27 protein-coding genes are annotated in these 24648 nt (G+C 64.3%); 14 read left to right on the top strand and 13 right to left on the bottom strand.

Annotated features, from left to right (window positions below; genetic code table 11):
• The first annotated feature begins 5 nt into the window (after positions 1-5).
• Positions 6-818, top strand: coding sequence for a tetratricopeptide repeat protein (locus tag AC5ZFO_RS02640; RefSeq protein WP_282519993.1), 813 nt, complete (start codon positions 6-8; stop codon positions 816-818).
• Between the two features lie 63 nt (positions 819-881).
• Here AC5ZFO_RS02640 and AC5ZFO_RS02635 read toward each other — a convergent pair whose 3' ends face one another.
• The 10 genes from AC5ZFO_RS02635 to AC5ZFO_RS02590 all read right to left on the bottom strand — a co-directional run bounded on the left by AC5ZFO_RS02635 (position 882) and on the right by AC5ZFO_RS02590 (position 9799).
• Positions 882-1856 carry a type II secretion system F family protein gene (locus AC5ZFO_RS02635; RefSeq protein ID WP_063980966.1) on the bottom strand — a complete coding sequence of 325 codons (975 nt, stop codon included), beginning with the start codon at positions 1854-1856 and terminating at the stop codon, positions 882-884.
• A 9-nt stretch (positions 1857-1865) separates the two neighbouring features.
• Positions 1866-2843, bottom strand: coding sequence for a type II secretion system F family protein (locus AC5ZFO_RS02630; RefSeq protein WP_028148367.1), 978 nt, complete (start codon positions 2841-2843; stop codon positions 1866-1868).
• A gap of 16 nt (positions 2844-2859) precedes the next feature.
• Positions 2860-4323 (bottom strand): TadA family conjugal transfer-associated ATPase, encoded by a 1464-nt coding sequence (locus tag AC5ZFO_RS02625; protein ID WP_282519994.1) that lies wholly within the window; start codon positions 4321-4323, stop codon positions 2860-2862.
• 21 nt (positions 4324-4344) lie between these two features.
• Complete coding sequence (locus tag AC5ZFO_RS02620; RefSeq protein ID WP_282519995.1) at positions 4345-5610, bottom strand: CpaE/TadZ family protein; 1266 nt, start codon at positions 5608-5610, stop codon at positions 4345-4347.
• Positions 5607-6341 (bottom strand): CpaD family pilus assembly protein, encoded by a 735-nt coding sequence (locus AC5ZFO_RS02615; protein ID WP_496121268.1) that lies wholly within the window; start codon positions 6339-6341, stop codon positions 5607-5609. The genes AC5ZFO_RS02620 and AC5ZFO_RS02615 overlap by 4 nt, the downstream gene beginning before the upstream one ends.
• 20 nt (positions 6342-6361) lie before the next feature.
• Positions 6362-7837, bottom strand: coding sequence for a type II and III secretion system protein family protein (locus tag AC5ZFO_RS02610; RefSeq protein ID WP_282519997.1), 1476 nt, complete (start codon positions 7835-7837; stop codon positions 6362-6364).
• A gap of 11 nt (positions 7838-7848) precedes the next feature.
• Complete coding sequence (gene cpaB, locus AC5ZFO_RS02605) at positions 7849-8643, bottom strand: Flp pilus assembly protein CpaB (RefSeq protein WP_282519998.1); 795 nt, start codon at positions 8641-8643, stop codon at positions 7849-7851.
• 126 nt (positions 8644-8769) lie between these two features.
• Entirely contained in the window at positions 8770-9294 is a 525-nt protein-coding gene (locus tag AC5ZFO_RS02600; protein WP_014498226.1) for an A24 family peptidase, read from the bottom strand.
• A gap of 123 nt (positions 9295-9417) precedes the next feature.
• On the bottom strand, positions 9418-9558 hold the full coding sequence (locus AC5ZFO_RS02595; RefSeq protein WP_282520090.1) for a hypothetical protein: 141 nt from the start codon (positions 9556-9558) through the stop codon (positions 9418-9420).
• A 76-nt stretch (positions 9559-9634) separates the two neighbouring features.
• Entirely contained in the window at positions 9635-9799 is a 165-nt protein-coding gene (locus tag AC5ZFO_RS02590) for a Flp family type IVb pilin (protein WP_014498224.1), read from the bottom strand.
• Positions 9800-10068: 269 nt separating this feature from the next.
• Between AC5ZFO_RS02590 and AC5ZFO_RS02585 the strand changes: the two genes are divergently transcribed.
• Complete coding sequence (locus AC5ZFO_RS02585; protein ID WP_014498223.1) at positions 10069-10896, top strand: sterol desaturase family protein; 828 nt, start codon at positions 10069-10071, stop codon at positions 10894-10896.
• Between the two features lie 158 nt (positions 10897-11054).
• Positions 11055-11552, top strand: coding sequence for a pilus assembly protein N-terminal domain-containing protein (locus AC5ZFO_RS02580; protein WP_063980973.1), 498 nt, complete (start codon positions 11055-11057; stop codon positions 11550-11552).
• A gap of 164 nt (positions 11553-11716) precedes the next feature.
• Here AC5ZFO_RS02580 and AC5ZFO_RS02575 read toward each other — a convergent pair whose 3' ends face one another.
• The 3 genes from AC5ZFO_RS02575 to AC5ZFO_RS02565 form a co-directional block, all read right to left on the bottom strand.
• Complete coding sequence (locus AC5ZFO_RS02575) at positions 11717-11929, bottom strand: cold-shock protein (RefSeq protein WP_028148374.1); 213 nt, start codon at positions 11927-11929, stop codon at positions 11717-11719.
• A gap of 266 nt (positions 11930-12195) precedes the next feature.
• Positions 12196-12483 carry a translation initiation factor IF-1 gene (infA, locus tag AC5ZFO_RS02570; protein WP_008131890.1) on the bottom strand — a complete coding sequence of 96 codons (288 nt, stop codon included), beginning with the start codon at positions 12481-12483 and terminating at the stop codon, positions 12196-12198.
• A gap of 23 nt (positions 12484-12506) precedes the next feature.
• The gene (locus AC5ZFO_RS02565; protein ID WP_282519999.1) at positions 12507-14078 is read right to left on the bottom strand and encodes a DEAD/DEAH box helicase; all 1572 of its coding nucleotides are present in this window, start codon (positions 14076-14078) and stop codon (positions 12507-12509) included.
• Between the two features lie 507 nt (positions 14079-14585).
• Between AC5ZFO_RS02565 and urtA the strand changes: the two genes are divergently transcribed.
• From urtA to AC5ZFO_RS02510, 11 genes are all read left to right on the top strand, one after another.
• Positions 14586-15908, top strand: a complete 1323-nt coding sequence (gene urtA, locus AC5ZFO_RS02560; RefSeq protein ID WP_282520000.1) for an urea ABC transporter substrate-binding protein — start codon at positions 14586-14588, stop codon at positions 15906-15908.
• Between the two features lie 82 nt (positions 15909-15990).
• A complete protein-coding gene (gene urtB / locus AC5ZFO_RS02555) occupies positions 15991-17598 on the top strand; it encodes an urea ABC transporter permease subunit UrtB (RefSeq protein WP_282520001.1) in 1608 nt (535 codons plus the stop codon).
• Positions 17595-18761, top strand: coding sequence for an urea ABC transporter permease subunit UrtC (gene urtC, locus AC5ZFO_RS02550; RefSeq protein ID WP_282520002.1), 1167 nt, complete (start codon positions 17595-17597; stop codon positions 18759-18761). The genes urtB and urtC overlap by 4 nt, the downstream gene beginning before the upstream one ends.
• Before the next feature lie 5 nt (positions 18762-18766).
• Positions 18767-19528 (top strand): urea ABC transporter ATP-binding protein UrtD, encoded by a 762-nt coding sequence (gene urtD, locus AC5ZFO_RS02545; RefSeq protein WP_282520003.1) that lies wholly within the window; start codon positions 18767-18769, stop codon positions 19526-19528.
• Between the two features lie 3 nt (positions 19529-19531).
• Positions 19532-20227 carry an urea ABC transporter ATP-binding subunit UrtE gene (gene urtE, locus AC5ZFO_RS02540; RefSeq protein ID WP_014498215.1) on the top strand — a complete coding sequence of 232 codons (696 nt, stop codon included), beginning with the start codon at positions 19532-19534 and terminating at the stop codon, positions 20225-20227.
• Positions 20228-20263: 36 nt separating this feature from the next.
• Positions 20264-21094, top strand: coding sequence for an urease accessory protein UreD (locus AC5ZFO_RS02535; RefSeq protein ID WP_063980978.1), 831 nt, complete (start codon positions 20264-20266; stop codon positions 21092-21094).
• Positions 21095-21133: 39 nt separating this feature from the next.
• A complete protein-coding gene (locus AC5ZFO_RS02530) occupies positions 21134-21436 on the top strand; it encodes an urease subunit gamma (RefSeq protein ID WP_007605424.1) in 303 nt (100 codons plus the stop codon).
• An 8-nt stretch (positions 21437-21444) separates the two neighbouring features.
• Positions 21445-21750, top strand: coding sequence for an urease subunit beta (locus AC5ZFO_RS02525; protein WP_007599812.1), 306 nt, complete (start codon positions 21445-21447; stop codon positions 21748-21750).
• Between the two features lie 148 nt (positions 21751-21898).
• Positions 21899-22438, top strand: coding sequence for an HD domain-containing protein (locus tag AC5ZFO_RS02520; RefSeq protein ID WP_282520085.1), 540 nt, complete (start codon positions 21899-21901; stop codon positions 22436-22438).
• Between the two features lie 34 nt (positions 22439-22472).
• Positions 22473-24188, top strand: coding sequence for an urease subunit alpha (gene ureC / locus AC5ZFO_RS02515; RefSeq protein WP_014498211.1), 1716 nt, complete (start codon positions 22473-22475; stop codon positions 24186-24188).
• Positions 24189-24340: 152 nt separating this feature from the next.
• Positions 24341-24640 (top strand): putative quinol monooxygenase, encoded by a 300-nt coding sequence (locus tag AC5ZFO_RS02510; RefSeq protein ID WP_007599815.1) that lies wholly within the window; start codon positions 24341-24343, stop codon positions 24638-24640.
• Positions 24641-24648 lie beyond the last annotated feature (8 nt).

Here is a 24648-nt window from a genome sequence, read left to right as displayed (position 1 = left end):
GCGTCATGCGTCAACGGTTCAGTCTTGCCCGGCTTCTCGCGTCCACTTCGCTGGTGGCGGCAGTGGCCATGGGCCTCGGCGGCTGCACCGCCATGTCGAAACTCTCCGACGTCACCGGCTCTGTCGGACCGCGGACGGAAGCCGCCCCCGCCGATCCCGCGCGCACCGTCGAGGTCTATGGCGAGCGCTACCGTGCCAATCCCAAGGACGCCGACGCGGCGCTCGGCTACGGCCAGGCCTTGCGCGCCAACGGCCAGCGCGCCCAGGCCGCCGCCGTGCTCGAGCAGGCGACCATCGCCAATCCCGGCAATAAGGCGCTGCTCGCGCAGTATGGCCGCGCGCTCGCCGACAATGGCAATTTTCAGCAGGCCTTCGACGTGCTGTCGAAGGCGCACTCGCCCGACAATCCGGACTGGCGCCTATTGTCGGTGCAGGGCACCGCGCTCGATCAGATGGGCCGCCACGACGAAGCGCGCTCCTATTATGCGAGCGCGCTGAGGATCGCGCCGGGTGATCCCGGCGTGCTCTCCAATCTCGGCCTGTCCTACATGTTGTCGAAGGACCTGCCGAAGGCCGAAGAGACGTTGCGGCAGGCCTACGCCTCGCCGCGTGCCAGTACCCGGGTGCGGCAGAATCTCGGCCTCGTCGTCGGTCTCCAGGGCCGCTTCGCCGAAGCCGAGACGATCGTGAAGGCCGACCTGCCGCCGGACCAGGCCGCGGCCAATGTCGCTTACCTGAAGGAAATGCTGAGCCGCAGCGACGCTCCGCGCGGCGCGCCGAAGCGGACGCCGATCGCCTCGCTCAGCCAGCCCGGCTGATCAGAACCTGATCTTGCAATCCTGAAGCTGGCGGCGGACCGCGCGCGGTCCGCGTCTTAACCGTCAGTGCAGCTCGCTGATCTTGATGCCGGTCGGTCCGAGAATGACGACGAACAGCACCGGCAGGAAGAACAGGATCATCGGCACCGTCAACTTCGGCGGCAGCGCGGCGGCCTTCTTCTCGGCCTCGTTCATGCGCATGTCGCGGTTTTCCTGCGCCATGACGCGCAAGGAATGCCCGAGCGGGGTGCCGTAGCGCTCCGCCTGCTGAAGCGCGAGACACACCGACTTGACACCCTCGAGCCCGGTGCGCCGCGCCAGGTTCTCATAGGCGACCTTGCGATCCTGCAAATAGGACAGCTCGGCCGTGGTCAGGGTGAACTCCTCGGACAGCGCGATCGACTGGCCCACGATTTCGGTGGCGACCTTGCGGAACGCCATTTCGACCGACATGCCGGACTCGATGCAGATCAGCAGCAGGTCGAGTGCGTCGGGGAAGGCGCGCTTGATCGATAGCTGGCGCTTGGAAATCGCATTCTTGAGGAACAGCATGGGCGCCTGAAGGCCGAGATAGGCCGCGCCGATGCAGATGCCGATCTTGATCGGCATCGACTGCTGCATATGCGCGATCAGGAACACGTAGATGATCGAGCCGACGAACAGCACGAGCGGAGCCACCATGCGGGCGAAGAGGAAGGTGATGTAGGGCGCCTGGCCGCGATAGCCCGCCATGATGAGCTTGTCGCGCGCGGCTTCCTGCGCGAGCCATTTGGTGAGGTTGAAGTCCTCGACGACTCGGGAGACGACCTGCTTCGGCGTTTGGCGCAGCGAGACCTTCTCGCTCTTGTTGAGACGCTCGCGCTCGCGCTGGCGGATGCGTTCGCGCTCGCTCGCCACCGCCTTCATGCGCTTGGCGAGGCCTTCGCCGGCGAAAAGCGGCATCACCAGCGTATACACGGTGGCGCTGGCGGCGATGGCCGCCAGCAGCATGGTCATGAAGCGGACATCATGCAGTTTCGAAACGAGGAATTCGACCATACGGCACCGTCAGAAATCGAAATTGATCATCTTCTTCATCACCATGATGCCGATCGACATCCAGACGACGCAGCCGACCAGCATGAGCTGGCCGGTCGGATGGGTCCAAAGCAGCGAGATGTAGTGCGGAGTCGTGAGATACACGAGGAACATCACGATCGGCGGCAGCGAACCGATGATGCCGGCCGAGGCCTTGGCCTCCATCGACATCGCCTGGATCTTTTCCTTCATCTTCTTGCGGTCGCGCAGCACCTTGGAGAGGTTGCCGAGCGCTTCGGAGAGGTTGCCGCCGGATTTTTGCTGGATCGAGATGACGATGCCGAAGAAGTTGGCTTCCGGCAGCGGCATGCGCTCGTAGAGACGCGAGCAGGCCTCGCCGAGCGGCATGCCGATCGCCTGGGTCTCGATGATGGCCAGGAACTCGCTGCGCAGCGGCTCAGGCGAGTCGGCGGCGACGACCTTGATCGATTCGAACAGTGGCAGGCCCGCCTTGATGCCGCGAACGATCACGTCGACCGCATCGGGCAGCGCCGCCAGGAATTTGTTTTCGCGTCGCTTCTTCAGGAAGCCCAGCGCCCAGCGTGGCAGGCCGAAGCCGCCGGCGAAGGCAAGACCGGCGGCGCCAAGCAGGCCGCCGCCGACGAACAGGGCGATCGCGAACAGCACTCCCGCCACGACGGCGGACACGATCCAGAATTTCTGTGGCGTCCAGTCGAGCCCTGCCTGCGACAGGCGAACACCGAGCGGGACGCTCTTCTCCTGCTGGCGCCGCGCCTCGAGATCCTTGAGCGACGTCTCGACCTGCTCGCGGCGCGACCGCTGGCTCTTTTCGGTCTGCTTGGCCGCGGGCGCATCGGCGCGCGCGATCGAGGCGCGGCGGTTTTCCGCCTTCCGCTCTCCGGACAGGAGCGGATAAAGAAACACCCAGGCGATGCCGCCGACGGCGGCAGTGGCGAGGAAGGCGAGGGCAAGGACCTGCATGTTCATGGCTGCGCCGATCTGCTCATGTCTTCGGCGCGACTTCCGCCGCATCGAGCGCGGCGGCAAGGCGCTTCTCGTCGCCGTAATAGCGCGCACGCTCCCAGAATTTCGGGCGGCCGATGCCGGTCGAGCGGTGCCGGCCGATGATCTTGCCGTTGGCGTCCTCGCCGACCATGTCGTAGAGGAAGATGTCCTGGGTGATGATGGTGTCGCCTTCCATGCCCATCACCTCGGTGATGTGCGTGATGCGGCGCGAGCCGTCGCGCAGGCGCGCGGCCTGGACGATGACGTCGATCGAAGCGCAGATCATCTCGCGGATGGTGCGCGAGGGCAGTGAGAAGCCGCCCATCGTGATCATGGATTCGCAGCGCGACAGCGCTTCGCGCGGGTTGTTGGCGTGGAGCGTGCCCATCGAGCCGTCATGGCCGGTGTTCATGGCCTGGAGCAGGTCGAACGCCTCGGGTCCGCGGACTTCGCCGACGATGATGCGTTCGGGGCGCATACGCAGGCAGTTGCGCACCAGTTCGCGCATGGTGACCTGGCCTTCGCCCTCGATGTTGGGTGGACGGGTTTCGAGTCGCACCACGTGCGGCTGCTGGAGCTGGAGCTCGGCCGCGTCCTCGCAGGTGATGATGCGCTCGTCGTGCTCGATGTAGTTGGTCAGGCAGTTGAGCAGCGTGGTCTTGCCGGAGCCGGTGCCGCCGGAGATCAGCACGTTGCAGCGGACGCGGCCGATGATCTGGAGGATTTCCGCGCCCTCCGGCGAGATCGCGCCGAACCTGACCAGCTGATCCAGCGTCAGCTTGTCCTTCTTGAATTTTCGGATGGTGAGCGTGGGCCCGTCGATCGACAGCGGCGGCACGATGGCGTTGACGCGGGAGCCGTCGGCGAGGCGCGCGTCGCAGATCGGCGAGGATTCGTCGACGCGCCGGCCGACCTGGCTGACGATGCGCTGGCAGATGTTGAGGAGCTGCTGGTTGTCGCGGAAGCGGATGCCGGTGCGCTGGATCTTGCCGGCGACCTCGATGTAGACGGTGTCGGCGCCGTTGACCATGATGTCGGCGATATCGTCGCGCGACAGCAGAGGCTCCAGCGGACCGTAGCCGAGAACGTCGTTGCAGATATCGTCGAGCAGCTCTTCCTGCTCGGCGATCGACATCACGATGTTCTTGATCGCGATGATCTCGTTGACGATGTCGCGGATTTCCTCGCGCGCGGACTCGGAGTCGAGCTTGGCGAGCTGGGCGAGGTCGATGGCCTCGATCAGCGCACCGAAGATCGTCGCCTTGACCTCGTAGTAATTGTCCGAGCGACGGGATTCCATGGCCGGCGCCGGCCGGGCGGGGGCAAGCGGCGGCGAGGCGACGGCCGGCGGGGGCGGCGCGCGCGACACCGCGGGCGCCGGAGCCTGGGCAGGCTCTGGCGCCACGGCGCCGGGCTTGGGAGCCCGAGTATCGGTGTCTGTTCCGCTACGCTTACCGAACACTTAACAACTCCATGCGGCGGCTTATTTTCCCCGCAACTTATCAATCAGGGGTGAAAGCAGGGACGACTTTTGCTTCTTCGTCTCGCTGCGGCCGGTCAGGCGCTGGGCGATCTGAAGGAACATCTCGATCGACTTGTGGTTGGCGGAGATCTCCGCGATCATCTGGCCGTTGTTGGCCGCCGAGCCGAAGATCTGCGGTTCGAACGGGATCGAGACGACCGGCGGGCTCTCGATCGCCTTGGCGAACTCGGCGGCGGCAATTTCGGGCCGTTTCGGGACGCCGACCTGGTTCAGGCAGTAGAGCGGGGGCCGGTCGTTGGGCCGCGAGGCCTTCAGCAGATCGAACAGGTTCTTGGTGTTGCGCAGATTGGCGAGATCAGGCGCTGCCACGATCAGGATGTCGTCCGCCCCGATCAGGGCGCGCTTGGTCCAGCCCGACCATTGATGCGGAACGTCGAGAACGATGCACGGCATGGTGGAGCGCAGCGTGTCGAACACGGCATCGAAGGCGTCGGTGCCGAAATCATAGACCCGGTCGAGCGTCGCCGGCGCCGCCAGCAGACTGAGATGGTCGGTGCATTTCGACAGCAGGCGGTCGATGAAGGCGGTGTCGACGCGATCCGGCGAGAACACGGCATCCGCAATACCTTGCGGCGGGTCCTGGTTGTAGTCGAGCCCGGCGGTGCCGAAGGCGAGGTCGAGATCGGCGACGACCGAGTCCATTGCGAGGTCGCGCGCGATCGCCCAGGCGACGTTGTGGGAGATGGTGGACGCGCCGACGCCGCCCTTGGCGCCGACCACGGCAATGATGCGGCCGACCGCCTTGGCTTCGGGCGCCGAGAACAGGTTGCAGATCGAGCGCACGACGTCGATCGCGCCGACCGGCGCGAGCACGTAGTCGCTGACGCCGCGGCGCACCAGCTCGCGGTAGAGCGTGACGTCGTTGATGCGGCCGATCACGACCACGCGGGTGCCGGCGTCGCAGACCGTGGCGAGATGGTCGAGGCCGGTCAGAAGATCGTTGCGGCCGTCGCTCTCGAGCACGATCACGTTCGGCGTCGGCGCCGAGCGGTAGGCTTCGATCGCGGCCGCCATGCCGCCCATCTGGATCTTCAGATGGGCCTTGCCGAGACGACGGTCTTCGCCGGCCGACTGCACCGCGGCAGCGGTCTCGACGGTCTCGCAGAAAGCCTGGACCGACACGCGCGGCGAGGGAGCAATATGCTCCTCGACCGGCGTCGGCGCCTCGGGCTGCTCTTCTTGAGTCTGGCGAGCGTAGCTGATCATTTGCCGGTGTCGCTGAGTTTGGCCTTGTCGGCCTCAGGATAGATGGTCGTCGTCGTCGTTCCCTTGCGATACTTCTCGAAGGCCGTGGTGCGACGCGCCGTATAGGACGGCGTTTCAGTCCGCGGCTGCTCGAGGTCCGACGGATTGTCGATCATCGCCGCCATGTTGCGCTGATAGGCGCAGCCGTAATTGTAATAGTCCTTGTTCTCGAACCAGCTCTTGTTCTTCATCGAGGGGCCGATGTCGTCGGGCCACAGGCCACAGGGACCGGCGACCGCGGCGATCTTGGAATAAGTGAGCCGGATCGGCGGCAGGAAGCGCCTGTCTTCCGGCTGGTAGGGGCGAATGTTGACGCCGCGCGGCGGAACCCCCGCGCCCGCCAGCATCGCCTGGATCTCGCGCATCGTCTCCGCGACCGGACGTGCGTTGGGCGTGCCGGACGGCACGTCGATGCGGATGGCGCCGGTACCTTCGTGCAGCCAGGCCGAGGCGACGCCCATCACGTCGGCGCGCTGGGCGGCGGTCAATCCGCCGCGGGCGTGGCCGACGAAGACGACGATCGAGCGGTTCTGCTCCTCGATCGCGATCGGGTGGCGCTGCTTGTAATCGTCGGGGATGGAGGCCGTGACCGCTTCGTTGTGCTGGCAGCCGCCGAGGGCGAGCGCCATGCCGACGAGCGCGCCACCGAAACGGATGGCGCGTTTGCGAATCTGGGGTGGTGCTGTGATCATCGTGAAATCCCCGTTCCGCCTCAGTCGGTAATGAAGCCGTAGGTGCCGCGGTAGTTCTTGGCCGGTTCGGTCCGGCCGGGCACGCCGTAGATGCGGTTGATATTGCCGATCAGCTCGGCCTGCGGATCCGCGGGCGCGGCGAAGCCGTCATCCGGCCGCGACAGGTCCTTTGGCGACGTCGCGCGAACGACATAAGGTGTCACGATCACCACCAGCTCGGTCGAGTTGTTGACGAAGTCACGGCTGCGGAACAGCGTGCCGAGGATCGGGAGCTGCATCAGTCCCGGCAATCCGTTGACCGCCTGCTTGGTCTGCTGCTGGATCAGACCGGCCATGGCCATCGCGCCGCCGGAGGGAATTTCCAGCGAGGTTTCGGCGCGGCGGGTCTTGATCGAGGGCACGGTCAGCGAGTTCACCGAGTTCGAGGTCACGGCCTGCGACAGCGTGATCGAATTTTCGTTCGACAGTTCCGAGACCTCGGTCATCACGCGCAGGCTGATCTTGCCCTCGCTCAGCACGATCGGGGTGAAGTTGAGCGAGATACCGAACTTCTTGAAGCTGATCTGGGTGGTACAGACATGCGTGGTGGGATCGCACGCATAGCCCGCCGGTACCGGGAATTCGCCGCCGGCGATGAAGGTCGCGGACTCACCGGAGATCGCGGTCAGGTTCGGTTCGGCCAGCGTCCGGATCACGCCGGCGCTCTCCATCGCGCGCAGGGTGGCCTGCACCGACGGCGTCGCGCCGAACTTCGTGGTCAGAGCGTTGCCGTCCACCAGATTCTTGCCGAGAGCCGTGAAGGGGTTGGAGTTGGTGAAGCTCACCACCGAGGTGCCGTAGTTCAGGTTCGCGGTGAGATCGATGCCAAGCTGCTTGATGATGGTGCGCGCGACTTCGGCGACGGTCACCTTCAGCATGACCTGGTCGCGGCCGCGGACCACGATCGAGTTCACCACCTTTTCGGCGCCGCCGGCGAGGCGCGCGGCGAGATCATTGGCCTGCTGCGCTTCCAGCGGGTTCGCCGCCGAGCCGGTCAGGACGACACCGTCGCCGAGGCCGTCGATCTGGATGTCGGAATTGGGCAGGACCTGCTTGAGCGCGGCGCGCAGGCCGTTGAGGTCGCGCTTGACCGCGATGTCATAGGCCGCGATCTGCTGGCCGGCGGAATCGAAGAACACGATGTTGGTCTGGCCGACCGAGGCACCGATGATGTAGGCGCGCTGCGACGAGCGGACCACCGCATTGGCGATCTTGGGATCGGCGACGAGCACGTCCTTGATGTCGCGCGGCAGGTCGATCACGATCGACTTGCCGACGCCGAGCGAGAGGAAGCGCGCGTTCAACTGGCCATCGGCCCCGACCTGCGCCACGGGACGGTAGTCGGCGGCGATCGCCGGGGTGAGCACCGGGTTGAGCGTCAGCGCAAAGGCGGCCGAAAACGACAGGGCGCGGACCATCGAGGTTCGCATCGTCGCCAAATCTGCCCTGCATTTCATATCGACAGTCCTCATCGTGCCTTCGCCGTCGCGCTTGGGATGCCGTAGCGAATGATCGAAACGCCATCGCGCTTCGCGGAATCATCGAGCGTGATCTCGCTCATCTTGACGTCGGCGATGCTGCGCAGCGCCAGCGACAGCGTGCCGCTCTGCCGGGCCGCGGAGAGCGTCGCCGTCTGCGCGGGATTGAGCTCGAGCGTGACGGTCTTGCCCACCACGGTGTTCTGGCCGTCCTTTTCCTTCGGCGCCTGGTCGATGGCCAGCACGCGGACATTGGCCAGGATGATCTCGGACGTGACGATGTCCTGGGCGCCGGAGCTCTGGTCGGCGTTCTTGAGGCGGCGTGTCAGAAGCACGTCGACGCGGTCGTTGGGCAGGATGAAGCCGCCCGCGCCGGTCTCCGGCGAGATCTCGGTCGAGATCGCGCGCATGCCGGTCGGCAGGATCGCCGCCATGAAGCCGGAGCCCTCGGCCCTGACCAGCTTCTGGTCGCGGATCGGCTCACCCTGGATGAAGGGCGCGCGGGCGATCGAGCCGATGACCTGGGTTGCGCCCTCGGGGCGTTCGTTGCGGCGGATGAAGGTGGCGCTGGCGGTTGCAGCCGGCCAGGTCTGCCATTGCACGTCTTCCGGCTTCACGGTCTGGCCGAGGCCGATGTCGTTCTTGGCGACCAGGACGTCGACGGTCGGAAGCTGTGCGACCGGAGCCGCCGGTGGCGGCGCAGAGTCCGAGCCGCTCGCCAGGTACGCGGCGACACCGCCGGCGCAGATGGCGACCGTCAGGACGACAATGCGTGCCCTATTCATACGCTTCACTTTCCACAAAACGCCGCGACGCAGCCGCCGCCGTCATCGGCAGTTGACCAGCTATTCGTCAAAGCATGGTTAATGAGGCGTATCTAAATCGGCTTAACGCCGGCTTACCCGGTGCGTTCAGCGCAGTGCGAGGTGAGCGAGGTCGATCGCCTTCACCCATTCGGTCTCCGGATAGACCATCAGCGCGCCGAGCGTGAGCGCGATGCCGTAAGGAATGCCGCTCTCCTTGTCGTGCAGCCGTGCCAACCAGGCCTGGCCCGCCAGCCCGTAAGGCAATGGCCATTGCCGGAACTGGAGCAGGAGCAGCGTCAGGGCTCCGCCGAACAGCGAAGCGTAGAGCAGGAAATCCATCAATTGCGCGAAGCCGAACCAGAGCGCGACCGAAGCCGCGACCTTGGCGTCGCCGCCGCCCATCCAGCCCATCGCAAAGCAGCCGAAGGCCACGACGAGGAGCAGTGCGCCGGCGCCGACATGGCTCAGCATCTCGTAAGGTGCCATGCCACCGGCGAACGCGAGCACGAAGAAGCCCGCGATCAGCGCCAGCGACACGCGGTTCGAGATGGTCATCGTGAAGAGATCGCTCGCGGCGGCGAAGGCCATCAGGGCCGGGAAGAGCAGAAGGCGCGCAAGGTCGAGGATCATGGGCGGCGTCTTGAGCTTGGGTTCATCGCGGGATCGGAGTGTCGCCGCATGCTAGCCGGCAGTGCTAAACAAACCGACAACGGCGGCAGCGGCGCTGCGCGCAGGAACCTGCCGGAGGCGCACTCACCAGATGCTGGCAATGCGCGCGGCGAGGACGGCCGTCGCGAGCAGCAGCGCAAGGCAAACCCAGTACGCCGGCGAAGAGGCCTCGGCCGCCTCCGCCTCGCTCGCCGCAACCGCGGCTTCGGTTCTGTACTCGCGCAACGCCACTGGAACTCGCCGCATTCAGAAAAACAAAGGCCCCGGAGGTCCGGGGCTTTTGCCGTCGTTGGTCGGTCGCTTACTTCAGCGAGGAGCTGATCGAGCCGAACTTGGTGTTCAGCGAGCTGCCGAGGTTGTTGACGACGGTGATGATGGCCAGTGCGATGCCGGCGGCAATCAGGCCGTATTCGATGGCGGTGGCGCCGGATTCATCCTTCGCGAAACGCGCAATCAGGTTCTTCATGAACTAAACTCCGTCTGGGGTGTGATCGCCTCGTTCGGCGCTGTGCTTGACGCGCTAAACATGAGAGCCGAGCTCTTTCGGTAGAGTTAATTCGATCGGGCAAACCCGCTTCCCGCCCGATGCTTTTGCCCAGAGTGAATTTGGCCTTAAGGACGCAATCGAAATTCTTCCTGTTCCAAATGCGCCTCAAGCGCGCCGTGGACTTCACCCTCCCTTAAATTTCGCGGAGTAGGCATAAGCGGGATCAGAAGTCCGGAAGAGAGGCGATGATGTCGAGCCTGCCCATGCAAGTCGCCTTGATGCTCGGCGAGACCATCCAGAAGATGGTCCCCGTCACCTTCGTGCTCGCAGCGGTCTTCACCGTGCTCGAGCATTTCTGGGCCTGCAATCCCGGCGCGCCGTGGTGGCGCAAGCGCGAGATCCTCACCGACATCTGCTACTGGTTCTTCGTTCCGGTGTTCGCCCGCACCATGCGGATCGGACTCCTGATCGTCGGTGCCGGTGCCGTCTTCAACATCCACGACGCCGACGACCTGATCGCCTTCTACGACAATGGCCATGGCCCGCTGGCGCAGTTGCCGCTGTGGGTGCAGGCGATACTGTTCCTGGTGCTGTCTGACTTCATGCTGTACTGGCTGCACCGGCTGTTCCACGACGGCGGATTCTGGAAGTACCACGCCATTCATCATTCGTCGGAGGAGATCGGGTGGATTTCCGCGGCCCGCTTCCATCCCGTCAATCTCATGCTCGGGACGATCGGCGTCGACGTCGTGTTGCTGATGGCCGGCATCTCCCCGAACGTCATGATCTGGCTCGGTCCGTTCACCACCTTCCATTCGGCCTTCGTGCACGCCAACCTGAACTGGACCTTCGGACCGTTCAAATATGTGCTGGCGACGCCGGTGTTCCACCGCTGGCACCACACCGCGCTCGAAGAGGGCGGTGACACCAATTTTGCCGGGACGTTTCCGATCTGGGACGTGCTGTTCGGCACCTTCCGCATGCCGGAGGGAAAACTGCCACAGGACTACGGCAAGGACGAAGCGACCATGCCGAAGGAGATCGGGGGTCAGCTCGCCTATCCGTTCCGCCAGTAACGGACCTCCTGAGGCAGCAAAACGCCCAGTCCGTTCAAACAATAGTCGGCGAGTTTGCGGAACGTTCACGAATTAAGGGCAGGTTAGCCGGGTCGGGCACCGGCTCCGCTGTGTATCGAATCGCTTCTGCCGGTTTGTGACGTCCCGGGGGTAAGAGTATGCGTAAAGAGTTGCTGCGCCGTCATGCGCGCGTTTGTCTTCTGGTTGCGGCTGCGGTGCTGGCATCGCCGGCCGCCAGCCTTGCCGAGGCGACCGCCGACACCATCGCCGTCAATGTCGACCAGGCCAAGCTGGTCCGGCTGCCCGGCAAGGTGGCGACCATCGTGGTCGGCAATCCCCTGATCGCCGACGTCACGCTCCAGCCAGGCGGCATGATCGTCGTGACCGGGAAGGGCTACGGTGCCACCAATTTCATCGCGCTGGACCGGGGCGGTGAGATCCTGGTCGACCGTCAGATCCAGGTCGAAGGTCCGAGCGACCGGCTCGTCACCGTCTATCGCGGGGTCGAGCGCGAGTCCTACAGCTGCATGCCGCTGTGCCAGCGTCGCGTGACGCTCGGCGACAGCGACAACTACTTCAACAACACGATGAGCCAGGCAGGTTCGTTGAGCAACAACGCCAGCGGCAACGCCGGCGCTGCCGCCAAAACGAACTAGCAAGACCGACGCGTTGTCCAGTTGCGTCCATGACAGCGCGGATGCGGCCGGTACGACCTGTTGAGTCCATCCGCTCTGTCGGACATGAAAAAAGGCCGTGCGTTGCGCACGGCCTTTTCCTTTTGCTTGCTCGCTAGAGCCGTCCGGGCCGAAGGCCCGTGGGCTCAACCGGCGGCGCGGAGGTTGTCCGCTGCGGACTTGCCGGAACGACGGTCGGCGACGATCTCGTAAGAGACCTTCTGACCTTCACGCAGCGTGCCGAGACCGGCGCGCTCGACGGCGCTGATGTGTACGAAGACATCCTGGCCGCCATCGTCGGGCTGGATGAAGCCAAAGCCCTTGGTCGCGTTAAACCACTTCACGGTTCCCATGCTCACGGGGTAGTTCCTTCTCAGATGTGCAGTGTCGAAGCCTACTTTCGCAGGCGGGTTAGATCGAGTTTCTGGAAGGGTCGTCAGCGTGTCTGAACCGGCTGTACCGGTGGATGCCAATGTCGTCCGGCCGAAAATCGATGAGTGATTTTATTGGAATTAAGGCACCAAAACAATCCTGACGTGCACGATTTTTTGATCCGCCGCGTTCGACACGGCGGATCAGCATACAGGTCAGAATTTACCTCCGCAGCCGAGATGCTGGAAGCGGATCAACGGCGGCGGAACTGGCCACCGCGCTGTCCGGGACGGGGAGGCCCGCCCACGCCACTCGGACGTTCGTCCTTGTGGCGGAAAATCAGCCGGCCCTTCTCGAGGTCGTAGGGCGACATTTCCACGGTCACGCGGTCACCCGCCAGCGTCTTGATGCGGTTCTTCTTCATCTTGCCGGCGGTGTAGGCGACGATCTCGTGCCCGGCGTCGAGCTGCACGCGGTAGCGCGCGTCGGGGAGGATTTCGGTGACCAGTCCTTCGAACTGGATCAGCTCTTCCTTAGCCATGAATTTCTCCAGGTCGTGGACGGCTAGTGCGAATAGGGTTTGCGGGTCGGTTGGCCCATCGGCCGACTCTCGCGGCGTAAAAAGGCCACGCCTTGTATCCCATCGGGCTTGCCGGCGCTATGCGCGGAACGCTGTTCCGGACGGTCGGTTGGGGAAGAATGCGTCTTACCACCGGACCGGTGGCGGCGAGACCCCTTCGAGACCTTCTGGCTACCACCGGGACGTCCGTCAACATGCCGTCCGTCACCGTGCCGACCTTCGCCGGGCCGTCCGTCGCCCTGCTTGGCGGCGCTATGGTGGCGTCCGTCGGCATGCCTTTCGTCGGTGCGTCGTCCGTCAGTGTGACGTCCCTCACCATGCCTTGCGCCTTGCGGGCGCTGGCCCGGGCGGCCCGGCCGGCCCTGTCGTTGCTGCGGCGGGGGCGGACCCGCATCGCGGCGCCCGGCGTCGGTGCGGAGATCCTCGCGCGGCAGCGCCACCTTGATCAATCGCTCGATGTCGCGGAGATAGCTCAGTTCCTCGCCGCCGGCGACCAGCGAGATCGCGGTACCGTCGGCACCGGCACGCGCGGTGCGGCCGATGCGGTGCACATAGGTCTCGGGCACGTTCGGCAGGTCGAAATTGATGACGTGGCTGATGCCGTCGACATCGATACCGCGAGCGGCGATGTCGGTGGCGACCAGGGTGCGGATCTCGCCGGAACGGAACTGGGCGAGCGTCCGCTCGCGATGGTTCTGCGACTTGTTGCCATGGATGGCGCTGGCGGCGATGCCAGCCTTCTCGAGTGTCTTCACGACCTTGTCGGCACCATGCTTGGTGCGGGTGAAGACCAGCGCGCGATTGACCGGCTCGTCCTTCAGGAGCCTGGTCAGGAAGGCGGGCTTGGCGGAGAAATCGACCTGGATGATGCGTTGGTTGATCCGCTCGGCGGTCGAGGACACCGGGGTGACCGCAACGCGGGCGGGGTCCCGCAGCATCGCGTCGGCGAGCTCGGCGATGTCCTTCGGCATGGTGGCCGAGAAGAACAGCGTCTGCCGCTTGATCGGCAGCTTGGCGACGATTTTGCGGATGTCGTTGATGAAGCCCATGTCGAGCATGCGGTCGGCCTCGTCGAGCACGAGGAATTCGACGCTTCCAAGCTTCAGTCCGTTGCTCTGCACGAGGTCGAGCAGCCGGCCGGGGGTCGCCACCAAAACCTCGAGGCCAGGCATCAGCGCGCGAACCTGGCGGCCCATCGGCACGCCGCCGATGGCGAGTGTCGAGGACAGCCGGATGTGGCGGCCGTAGGCGTTGAAGCTGTCGAGGATCTGGCCGGACAGCTCGCGGGTGGGTGAGAGCACCAGCACGCGACAGGTCTTCGGCTGCGGCTTGATGCGGTTCTCGAGCAGGCGGTGCAGGATCGGCAGCGCGAAGGACGCGGTCTTGCCGGTGCCGGTCTGGGCGATGCCGACGACGTCGCGGCCGGTCAGCGCCGTGGGAATCGTCTGGGCCTGGATGGGGGTGGGGGTGACGTAATTCTCTTCGGCGAGAGCACGCGCGATGGGTTCGGCAAGGCCGAAGTCCTGAAAGGAAGTCAAAAGATGGGTTCTTTCCATGTCGAAAGCGAGCGCCCGGCGCAATCAGCGGGGCACGCGCAATAAGGGTGTCGAATAGACACCTGCGTGTTTGGGGTGTCGGATGGCTTGATGGGATGGGGCAAGCCAGAGGCCCGGAAAGGGCTTAAGAACACGCGGCTCGCTACGACCCCTTGATTCGCAAGAGGTCTCGAACCTCCATATGGAACATTCAGGGGGCGGTTTCAAGGCAACGCGGCCTCAAACCGTGATTGCAGTGCAGAAATAGTTATGCCAGAAATTTAGACAGTGTCATTGTTTTGCTTAAAAAATATCCTGTCTGCCGCATTAGCATACATTTTATTTGCCCAAGATTTGAGCAATTGGACTGCGGCGAAAGTTGGATTGCAGCAAAATTATCTAGCCTGACCAATAGGTTGGCATGTGCCCAGCCCATGGCATGGTTCTTGCGATTCCATTAATCGCAGGCGGCCGTGGGGCCGTTTCGCAGCGTCTTTTTCACGTCTGCGTCAGGGAGATGATACATCCATGCTTAACAAATCCACTCACGATATAGCGGCGTCATTTAGCCGCCGTGGCGTTCTCGCCGCGACCGCCGGACTGATGATGGGTCTGGCTTCATTGACCGGCGCCAAGGCCGCGGACGACACCATCAAGGTCGGCGTCCTTCATTCTCTCTCCGGCACCATGGCCATCAGCGAAACCACGCTGAAGGACACCATCCTCTTCCTGATCGACGAGCAGAACAAGAAGGGCGGCGTGAACGGCAAGAAGCTCGAGGCCGTCGTCGTCGATCCCGCTTCGAACTGGCCGCTGTTCGCAGAAAAGGCGCGCGAGCTGATCACCAAGGACAAGGTTGCGGTCGTATTCGGCTGCTGGACCTCGGTGTCGCGCAAATCGGTGCTCCCGGTGTTCAAGGAGCTGAACAGCATCCTGTTCTACCCCGTGCAGTACGAGGGCGAGGAGAGCGAGCGCAACGTGTTCTACACGGGTGCTGCGCCGAACCAGCAGGCGATCCCCGCCGTCGACTATCTGATGAAGGACGAGAAGGTGAAGCGCTGGGTGCTCGCGGGCACCGACTACGTCTATCCGCGCACCACCAACAAGATCCTGGAGGCCTACCTGAAGTCGAAGGGTGTCGCCCAGGAAGACATCATGATCAACTACACGCCGTTCGGTCATTCCGACTGGCAGACGATCGTGGCCGACATCAAGAAGTTCGGCTCGGCCGGCAAGAAGACCGCGGTGGTCTCGACCATCAACGGCGACGCCAACGTCCCCTTCTACAAGGAGCTCGGCAACCAGGGCATCAAGGCCAAGGACATCCCGGTGGTCGCGTTCTCGGTGGGTGAGGAAGAGCTCGCCGGTATCGACACCAAGCCGCTGGTCGGCCATCTCGCCGCCTGGAACTACTTCGAGTCGATCAAGAACCCGGCGAACGAGAAGTTCATCAAGGACTGGCAGACCTACACCAAGAACCCGAAGCGCGTGACTAACGATCCGATGGAAGCGCACGTGATCGGCTTCAACATGTGGGTGAAGGCCGTCGAGAAGGTGAAGTCGACCGATCCGGACAAGGTGATCGACGCGCTCCCCGGCATCGAGGCGCCGAACCTGACCGGCGGCGTGTCGAAGATGCTGCCGAACCACCACATCACCAAGCCGGTGTTCATCGGCGAGATCAAGGGTAACGGCCAGTTCGACGTGGTCTGGAAGACCCCGAGCCTCGTTGCCGGCGACGCCTGGTCGAAGGAGCTCGAGGGCTCCAAGGACCTGGTCGGCGACTGGGTCGGCAAGAAGTGCGGCAACTTCAACACCAAGACCAACAAGTGCCTCGGCTCAGGCTCCTGATCCGGATCTGACGTTTGATTGCACGACGGGAGAAGACGGCTATTCCGCCGCCTTCTCCCCACTTCTGCCGGGGTGATCCACAGTGCCAACCAATTTATCCGCTCGTCTCTCGACCTTTGTCCTCTCGTTATTCCTGATCGCGTTCGCACTGCCGGCCCTTGCCGGTCCATTCGAGGAGGCGGTCGCCAAATTCGCCAATGACGATTACTCCGACACGGAAGAGGCGATCGGCGTGGTCGCGAGCAGCGGCAACAAGCTGGCTTTCCCCATCATCAGCGCGCTCCAGGACGGCCGTCTCATGGCCGATCCTGATAGCAAGAAGGTTTACGTCACCGGTGCCGACGGCAAGTCGATCGATGCCGCGACCGGCGAGCCCGTCGCCAGCGTTCCCGACACCGCGAGCGCGGTCCGCCTCAACAACCGCCTGCGCCGCAGCGTCGATGCCGCGATCGGCAGCCTGACGCTCCAGTCGCCGGACGTCGGAACGCGCCTGCAGGCCGCGCAATCCGTTTTCAAGTCGCATGAGGAGACCGCGCTCGAGGCGGTCGATGGCGCGTTCGCCAAGGAAACCAACAAATCGGTCAAGGCTGCGCTCGGCGAAGCCCGCGCGGCCATCCTGCTGTTCAAGTCCGATGCCACCGAGGTCGAGAAGCTCGAGGCGGTCGCCACCCTCAAGGCGCGCGGCGACCAGGAGGCGATGGCGCTGCTCACCGGCATGGGCGACCAGCCGGCCTCGGTAACCAAGGCCGCCGCGAGCGCGATCGGCTCGATCCAGTCTTCGCTCGCGGTCTGGTCCACGGTACAGAATGCCTGGTACGGCCTCTCGCTCGGCTCGGTGCTGCTGCTCGCCGCGATCGGGCTCGCCATCACCTTCGGCGTCATGGGCGTCATCAACATGGCCCATGGCGAGATGGTGATGATCGGCGCCTACACCACCTTCGTGGTACAGGAGGTGATCCGCACGCGCTACCCCGCACTCTTCGATTATTCGCTCTTGATCGCCGTGCCGCTCGCCTTCCTCGTCGCCGGCGGCATTGGCGTGCTGATCGAGCGCAGCATCATCCGCTTCCTCTACGGCCGTCCGCTGGAGACCCTGCTCGCAACCTGGGGCCTGTCGCTGGTGCTGCAGCAGGCGGTGCGCACCATGTTCGGCCCGACCAACCGCGAGGTCGGCAATCCCTCCTGGATGAGCGGCGCGTTCGAGCTCGGCCAGATCACCATCACCTATAACCGGCTCTGGATCCTCGTCTTCACGCTCGCCGTGTTCGCCATCCTGCTCGCGATGCTGCGCTACACCGCGCTTGGCCTCGAGATGCGCGCGGTGACGCAGAACCGCCGCATGGCGGCCTCGATGGGCATTGCAACCTCGCGCGTCGACGCGCTGACCTTCGGCCTCGGTTCCGGCATTGCCGGCATCGCCGGCGTGGCGCTGTCGCAGATCGACAATGTCAGCCCCAATCTCGGCCAGAGCTACATCATCGACAGTTTCATGGTCGTGGTGTTCGGCGGCGTCGGTAATCTCTGGGGGACCCTCGTGGGCGCGTTCACGCTCGGCATCGCCAACAAGTTCCTGGAGCCAGTCGCCGGCGCCGTGCTCGGCAAGATCGCGATCCTCGTTCTCATCATCCTGTTCATTCAAAAGCGGCCGCGCGGCCTGTTCGCGCTCAAGGGCCGTGCGGTGGAAGCATGACCCCCCACATGCTGACCAAGTCGCTGGACCGCGGCGCGACGATCTTTCTCGCCATCGTCGCGGCCTGCGGCATCCTCATCCCGCTCTCCAACCTGCTGCTGCCCGCGGGCTCGGTCCTGCAGGTGCCGACCTATCTGGTCGCGCTCTGGGGCAAATATGTCTGCTACGCGATCCTCGCGCTTTCGATCGACCTGATCTGGGGCTATTGCGGCATCCTCTCGCTCGGCCACGGCGCCTTCTTCGCGCTCGGCGGCTACGCGATGGGCATGTACCTGATGCGGCAGATCGGCACCCGCGGCGTCTACGGCAATCCGATCCTGCCCGACTTCATGGTGTTCCTGAACTATTCGAAACTGCCCTGGTACTGGTACGGCTTCGACATGTTCTGGTTCGCGGCGCTGATGGTGCTGGTCGCGCCCGGCCTGCTCGCCTTCTGCTTCGGCTGGCTCGCCTTCCGCTCTCGCGTCACCGGCGTGTACCTGTCGATCATCACGCAGGCGATGACCTATGCGCTGCTGCTCGCCTTCTTCCGCAATGATTTCGGCTTCGGCGGCAACAACGGCCTGACCGACTTCAAGGACATCCTCGGCTTCAACGTGCAGGCCGAGGGCACCCGCGCCGCGCTGTTTGCGCTGAGCTGCCTGGCGCTGATCCTGAGCTTCCTGATCTGCCGCTCCGTCGTGTCCTCCAAGCTCGGCAAGGTTCTGATCGCAATCCGCGATGCGGAATCGCGCAGCCGGTTCCTCGGCTACCGCGTCGAATCCTACAAGCTGTTCGTGTTCACGTTGTCGGCCTGCATGGCCGGCGTTGCCGGTGCGCTCTACGTGCCGCAGGTCGGCATCATCAACCCGAGCGAATTCGCACCCGGCAACTCGATCGAGGCGGTGATCTGGGTCGCGGTCGGCGGCCGCGGTACGCTGATCGGCGCTGCACTCGGCGCCGTCGTCGTCAACTACGCAAAAACGTTCTTCACCTCGGGCATGCTCGCGCCCTACTGGCTGTTCATGCTAGGCGCGCTGTTCATCCTGGTGACGCTGCTGCTGCCCAAGGGCATCGTCGGCACCTTCAACGCCTGGTGGGAGTCGTCGAAGGAAAAGCGCGCGGCGACCAGCGCGAGCGCCGCGGCCGAAGATGGCGTCACCGAACCCAAAATGGCGGAGTAGGCGCAATGAACGTCATGGACACCCGCGCGACCTCCGCGATGCTCTATCTCGACGGCGTGCACGTCTCGTTCGACGGCTTCCATGCCATCAACAATCTGTCGCTGACGCTCGCGTCCGGCGAAATGCGCGCCATCATCGGCCCGAACGGCGCCGGCAAGACCACGATGATGGACATCATCACCGGCAAGACCAAGCCCGACGAGGGCACGGTGCTGTTCGACGGCGTCACCGATTTGACGCGTCTGGACGAGACCCGTATCGCCGAGCTCGGCATCGGCCGGAAATTCCAGAAGCCGACCGTGTTCGAGAGCCAGACCGTGCAGGACAACCTCCTGCTCGCGCTCAATGTCGACCACAGCGTCAAGGGCACGCTGTTCTGGCGCGGCAGCAGGGCGGAGTCCGAGCGGATCGACAAGGTGCTGGAGACGATCCGTCTCACCGAGGCGCGCAACCGCCTCGCCGGCAGCCTCAGCCACGGTCAGAAGCAGTGGCTCGAGATCGGCATGCTGCTGGCGCAGGATCCGAAGCTGCTGCTCGTCGACGAGCCCGTCGCGGGCATGACCGACGTCGAGACGCATCTCACCGCCGAGCTGCTCAAGGAGATCAACAAGACCCACACCGTGATGGTCGTCGAGCACGACATGACGTTCGTGCGCGAGCTTGGCGTCAAGGTCACCTGCCTGCATGAAGGCACCGTGCTCGCGGAAGGGACCATCGACCAGGTCTCGTCCAACGAGCGGGTCATCGAAGTCTATCTGGGACGCTGAGCAATGCTTGAGGTCAAGGACATCAACCTGTTCTACGGCGCGGCGCAGGCGCTGCGCGGCGTCTCCATCGCCGCAGAGCCCGGCAAGGTGACGTGCGTGCTCGGGCGCAACGGCGTCGGCAAGACCTCGCTGTTGCGCGCCATGGTCGGCCAATATCCGATCTCCTCGGGCGCGATCGTGCTCGACGGCAGCGACATCACGGGCCTCAAGCCCTATGAGCGGGCGCGCAAGGGCATCGGCTTCGTGCCGCAGGGCCGCGAGATATTTCCGCTGCTGACGGTCGAGGAGAACCTCAAGACCGGCTTCGGTCCGCTCAAGCGCGAGGACAGGCACATCCCGGACGACGTGTTCTCGCTGTTCCCGGTGCTGCAATCCATGCTCGGCCGGCGCGGCGGCGACCTCTCCGGCGGCCAACAGCAGCAGCTCGCGATCGGGCGTGCGCTGGTGATGCGGCCAAAGCTGCTCCTGCTCGACGAGCCGACCGAGGGCATCCAGCCGTCGATCATCAAGGACATCGGTCGCGCCATCTCTTACTTGCGTAACCTCGGCAACATCGCCATCGTGCTGGTCGAACAATATCTCGACTTTGCCTGCGAACTCGGCGACAGTTTCGCCGTGATGGATCGTGGCGCGGTGAAGTTCTCCTGCGACCGATCCAATCTCGATCCGGCCGAAATCAGCCGCCAGATGGCGCTGTAATCCGAAAATTTCTGCCGCGGCCGGCTGGGGAGACGGATGCGCAGCGACGCTCTAACGACATCTTCGGTTTTCGAGGCGAACCGCGCCCGTGGCGCGGTGCGCTTCGACGTCCATGCGCGCGATGGCGTGACGCGGCGTGGCGTCTTGCATGAGTCCGGCTCCCTGCGCGTGCGCTTTCCCTCGCCGGAGGGCGAGGGGCTCTCCGGCGTGTTCGTCAACACGGCCGGCGGCGTTGCCGGCGGAGACAGTTTTGACATCGAGATCGCGGCAGGCCAGGGCTCGCGCCTGACATTGACCACGGCTGCGGCCGAGAAGGTCTATCGCGCGCCAGGGGCGGCGGCGCAGCTCAATATCGCCTTGAAGGTCGCCGCAGGCGCGCATCTTGGCTGGTTACCCCAGGAGACGATCCTGTTCGATCGCGCCCGGGTCCATCGTCGTTTCGACATCGAGCTCGACGAGGCCGCCTCGCTTCTGCTTTGCGAGATCGTCGTGTTCGGCCGCACCGCCATGGGCGAGCGGATGGAGCAGGGCGAGTTCATTGATCGCTGGCGGCTGCGTCGTGGTGGCAAGCTGGTGTTCGCCGAAACCGTCAGGCTCGACGGCAATATCGGTGCGAAACTTGGGCGATCAGCGGTGGCCAAGGGTGGTGCCGCGATCGGTACGGCGCTGATCGTCCCCGGCGACGAGCCGCTGATCGAGCGTATCCGCGAGGCCTCGGAGTCGTTCGCCGGCGAGGTCGGAATCTCCGCCTGGAATGGCTTTGCAATGGCGCGGTTCTGTGCCCAAGATGCCGCGCGCTTGCGCGCCGACATGATGGCGGTGCTGGCGCGGACCGGCGCGGCGCTGCCGCGGCTGTGGCTGAGTTGATGGCCGCTGAATTGATGCATTGAACGGAAGAGATGCTGCATGAACCTGTCTCCCCGCGAAAAGGACAAGCTCCTGATCTCGATGGCGGCCATCGTCGCCCGCCGCCGGCTGGATCGCGGCGTCAAGCTCAACCATCCCGAGGCGATCGCGATCATCTCCGACTTCATCCTCGAAGGCGCGCGCGACGGCCGCACCGTCGCCGAGTTGATGCAGTCCGGCGCGCAGGTCCTCACCCGCGACCAGGTGATGCCGGGCATCCCCGAGATGATCCACGACATCCAGGTCGAGGCGACGTTTCCGGACGGCACCAAGCTCGTCACCGTGCACGAGCCGATCAGGTAGGAGCGCAAATGATCCCCGGCGAACTCTTCATCCAGGACGGCGAGATCGAGCTCAATGCCGGCCGCAAGACCGTGACGCTGACGGTGGCCAACACCGGCGACCGCCCGATCCAGGTTGGCTCGCACTACCATTTCTTCGAGACCAACCCGGCGCTGAAGTTCGACCGCAAGAAAGCCCGCGGCATGCGCCTCGACATCGCCGCCGGCACCGCCGTCCGCTTCGAGCCCGGCCAGACCCGCGACGTCCAGCTCGTCGCCGTGGCGGGGAAGAAAACCATCTACGGTTTTCGTGGCGACGTGATGGGGAAGCTGTGATTCGAGGTGAGGTGAGCACGCCGGTCGGGCTCCCTCCCCCCTTGCGGGGGAGGGTTGGGGAGAGGGGTGAGTCACGAACTCTGACCGAAGCTATTTTGCGGCGCTGCGTCGATCGCGGATGTTGTCAACGAGGAGCATCGTGATCGTCATGCTCCCCGCCGTCCGCCTTATCTCGGAAGCCGCTGAGCTGGCTGCGCGCCGGCACAACGGCATGGCGCGCAAGGGGCGTGGCCAGGAGCCTTACATCAATCATCTCGCCGAGGTCGCAAGCCTGCTCGCCGTCGCGACAGACGGCGCCGATGCCGAGCTTGTCGCGGCTGGCTGGCTGCATGATCTGATCGAGGACACCGAGACCACGCGTGAGGAGCTCTCACAGAAATTCTCTGACCGTGTCGCCTCCCTTGTAGTCGAGTGCACCGACGATATGAGCCTGCCGAAGGCCGAGCGGCGGCGCCGGCAGGTGATTGACGCGCCGAAGAAATCTCCCGGCGCCAAGCTGATCAAGATCGCCGACAAGATCAGCAATATCGGCGCGCGCATTCATTCCGACCCGTCCGCCGAGGAGCGCGACGATCTCGCCGACTACACGGGCTGGGCTGAGCAGGTCGTCGCCGGATGCCGTGGCGGCAATTCGTGGCTCGATGCAAGATTCGACGATGCCGTAAGAGCAGCGAGGGCTGCGCTGTGAACAACCAAGAATTCAAACGCAAACGGGGCTTGTGATGTCCGTCAAAATAAAGCGTTCCGTCTATGCCGACATGTTCGGCCCGACCACCGGCGACAAGGTCAGGCTCGCCGATACCGATCTCATCATCGAGGTCGAGAAGGATTTCACCACCTATGGCGAGGAGGTGAAGTTCGGCGGTGGCAAGGTGATCCGCGACGGCATGGGCCAGTCGCAGGTCACCAACAAGCAGGGTGCCGCCGACACCGTCATCACCAATGCGCTGATCGTCGATCACTGGGGCATCGTGAAGGCCGACGTCGCGATCAAGGACGGCATGATCTCCGCGATCGGCAAGGCTGGCAATCCCGACATCCAGCCGGGCGTCACCATCATTGTCGGCCCCGGCACCGACGTGATCGCGGGCGAGGGAAAAATCCTCACGGCCGGCGGCTTCGACAGCCACATCCATTTCATCTGTCCGCAGCAGATCGAGCACGCGCTTATGTCCGGCGTCACCTCGATGCTCGGCGGCGGCACCGGCCCGTCGCATGGCACGTTCGCCACCACCTGCACGCCGGGGCCGTGGCACATGGGGCGGATGATCCAGTCGTTCGATGCGTTCCCGGTCAATCTCGGCATCTCCGGCAAGGGCAATGCGTCGCGGCCCGCCGCGTTGGTCGAGATGATCAAGGCCGGCGCCTGTGCGCTGAAGCTGCACGAGGATTGGGGTACGACGCCGGCGGCGATCGACACCTGCCTGTCGGTGGCCGACGACTACGACATTCAGGTGATGATCCACACCGACACGCTGAACGAATCCGGCTTCGTCGAGGACACGGTCAAGGCATTCAAGGGCCGCACCATCCACGCCTTCCACACCGAGGGCGCCGGCGGCGGGCATGCGCCCGATATCATCAAGGTCGCGGGGCTGAAGAACGTGCTGCCGTCCTCGACCAATCCGACGCGGCCGTTCACCCGCAACACCCTCGACGAGCATCTGGACATGCTGATGGTGTGCCATCACCTCGATCCCTCGATCGCCGAGGACCTCGCCTTTGCCGAGAGCCGCATCCGCAAGGAGACCATCGCGGCCGAGGATATCCTGCACGATCTCGGTGCGCTCTCGATGATCTCCTCGGACTCCCAGGCCATGGGCCGCCTTGGTGAAGTCATCATCCGGACCTGGCAGACCGCGGACAAGATGAAGAAGCAGCGCGGGTCGCTCGACCAGGACAAAGGCAAGGACAACGACAATTTCCGCGTCAAGCGCTACATCGCCAAGTACACGATCAATCCCGCGATCGCGCATGGCGTGTCGAAACTGATCGGCTCCGTCGAGAAGGGCAAGCTCGCCGATCTCGTGCTGTGGTCGCCGGCCTTCTTCGGCGTCAAGCCGGACTGCATCATAAAGGGCGGCTCGATCGTCGCCGCCCCCATGGGCGATCCCAACGCCTCGATCCCGACGCCACAGCCGGTGCACTATCAGCCGATGTTCGGTGCCTTCGGCAAGGCGCGCACCGCGTCGTCGGTGGTGTTCACCTCGAAGGCGGCGGTCACCGGCGGCCTCGCGCGAAAGCTCGGCATCGACAAGAAGCTCTATGCGGTGCAGAACACCCGCGGAAAAATCTCGAAGAAGAGCATGATCCACAACGACGCCACGCCCAATATCGAGGTCGATCCCGAGACCTACGAGGTGCGCGCCGACGGCGAGCTGCTCACCTGCGCGCCCGCCGAGGTGCTGCCGATGGCGCAGCGATATTTCATGTACTGAAATAGCGTCTGGACGCATGTCCCCGGCGCATGTCCCGATTGCATGTCTTGTTGCATGTCCTGGGGCGGCGTTTCCGGTTTTGCGTTCGACCCCGCCTGGTCTAAGGTCCCGCCCGGTATCTTATCTCAGAAGAAAAGCCGGGAGGATTTCTCGTGATTTACGTCGTTGCCACCTTGACCATCAAGCCCGAGACGCGCGCCGAATTCATTGCGGCCGCCACTGCCTGCATCAAGGAAACGCGGAAGGAGCCCGGCAATATCGCCTATGATTTGCACGAGAGCGTCACCGATCCCGCCAAGATGGTGTTCGTCGAGCAGTGGGAGAATGCCGAGGCGCTGGTGCCGCATCGCGCCATGGAGCACATGAAGACGTTCGGCCGCGTCGCAGTGAAGTGTTTTACGGCGCCGCCGAAGATTGAAGTGATCACGCCCGAGAAGGTCGAGACACGGTAACGGGGTAA

This window comes from Bradyrhizobium sp. Unk1 (assembly GCF_059512345.1).
The sequence above is the reverse complement of the archived record's forward strand: the minus strand, read 5'-3'. Positions and strand labels throughout refer to the sequence as shown.

Excerpts from the sequence above, each read along its gene's own strand:
- AC5ZFO_RS02640 (WP_282519993.1), top strand. The coding sequence starts at position 6 with ATGCGTCAACGGTTCAGTCTTGCCCGGCTTCTCGCGTCCACTTCGCTG.
- AC5ZFO_RS02635 (WP_063980966.1), bottom strand. The coding sequence starts at position 1,856 with ATGGTCGAATTCCTCGTTTCGAAACTGCATGATGTCCGCTTCATGACC.
- AC5ZFO_RS02630 (WP_028148367.1), bottom strand. The coding sequence starts at position 2,843 with ATGAACATGCAGGTCCTTGCCCTCGCCTTCCTCGCCACTGCCGCCGTC.
- AC5ZFO_RS02620 (WP_282519995.1), bottom strand. The coding sequence starts at position 5,610 with ATGATCAGCTACGCTCGCCAGACTCAAGAAGAGCAGCCCGAGGCGCCG.
- AC5ZFO_RS02615 (WP_496121268.1), bottom strand. The coding sequence starts at position 6,341 with ATGATCACAGCACCACCCCAGATTCGCAAACGCGCCATCCGTTTCGGT.
- AC5ZFO_RS02610 (WP_282519997.1), bottom strand. The coding sequence starts at position 7,837 with ATGAAATGCAGGGCAGATTTGGCGACGATGCGAACCTCGATGGTCCGC.
- cpaB (WP_282519998.1), bottom strand. The coding sequence starts at position 8,643 with ATGAATAGGGCACGCATTGTCGTCCTGACGGTCGCCATCTGCGCCGGC.
- AC5ZFO_RS02600 (WP_014498226.1), bottom strand. The coding sequence starts at position 9,294 with ATGATCCTCGACCTTGCGCGCCTTCTGCTCTTCCCGGCCCTGATGGCC.
- AC5ZFO_RS02590 (WP_014498224.1), bottom strand. The coding sequence starts at position 9,799 with ATGAAGAACCTGATTGCGCGTTTCGCGAAGGATGAATCCGGCGCCACC.
- AC5ZFO_RS02585 (WP_014498223.1), top strand. The coding sequence starts at position 10,069 with ATGTCGAGCCTGCCCATGCAAGTCGCCTTGATGCTCGGCGAGACCATC.
- AC5ZFO_RS02580 (WP_063980973.1), top strand. The coding sequence starts at position 11,055 with ATGCGTAAAGAGTTGCTGCGCCGTCATGCGCGCGTTTGTCTTCTGGTT.
- infA (WP_008131890.1), bottom strand. The coding sequence starts at position 12,483 with ATGGCTAAGGAAGAGCTGATCCAGTTCGAAGGACTGGTCACCGAAATC.
- AC5ZFO_RS02565 (WP_282519999.1), bottom strand. The coding sequence starts at position 14,078 with ATGGAAAGAACCCATCTTTTGACTTCCTTTCAGGACTTCGGCCTTGCC.
- urtA (WP_282520000.1), top strand. The coding sequence starts at position 14,586 with ATGCTTAACAAATCCACTCACGATATAGCGGCGTCATTTAGCCGCCGT.
- urtC (WP_282520002.1), top strand. The coding sequence starts at position 17,595 with ATGACCCCCCACATGCTGACCAAGTCGCTGGACCGCGGCGCGACGATC.
- urtD (WP_282520003.1), top strand. The coding sequence starts at position 18,767 with ATGAACGTCATGGACACCCGCGCGACCTCCGCGATGCTCTATCTCGAC.
- urtE (WP_014498215.1), top strand. The coding sequence starts at position 19,532 with ATGCTTGAGGTCAAGGACATCAACCTGTTCTACGGCGCGGCGCAGGCG.
- AC5ZFO_RS02535 (WP_063980978.1), top strand. The coding sequence starts at position 20,264 with ATGCGCAGCGACGCTCTAACGACATCTTCGGTTTTCGAGGCGAACCGC.
- AC5ZFO_RS02530 (WP_007605424.1), top strand. The coding sequence starts at position 21,134 with ATGAACCTGTCTCCCCGCGAAAAGGACAAGCTCCTGATCTCGATGGCG.
- AC5ZFO_RS02525 (WP_007599812.1), top strand. The coding sequence starts at position 21,445 with ATGATCCCCGGCGAACTCTTCATCCAGGACGGCGAGATCGAGCTCAAT.
- AC5ZFO_RS02520 (WP_282520085.1), top strand. The coding sequence starts at position 21,899 with ATGCTCCCCGCCGTCCGCCTTATCTCGGAAGCCGCTGAGCTGGCTGCG.
- ureC (WP_014498211.1), top strand. The coding sequence starts at position 22,473 with ATGTCCGTCAAAATAAAGCGTTCCGTCTATGCCGACATGTTCGGCCCG.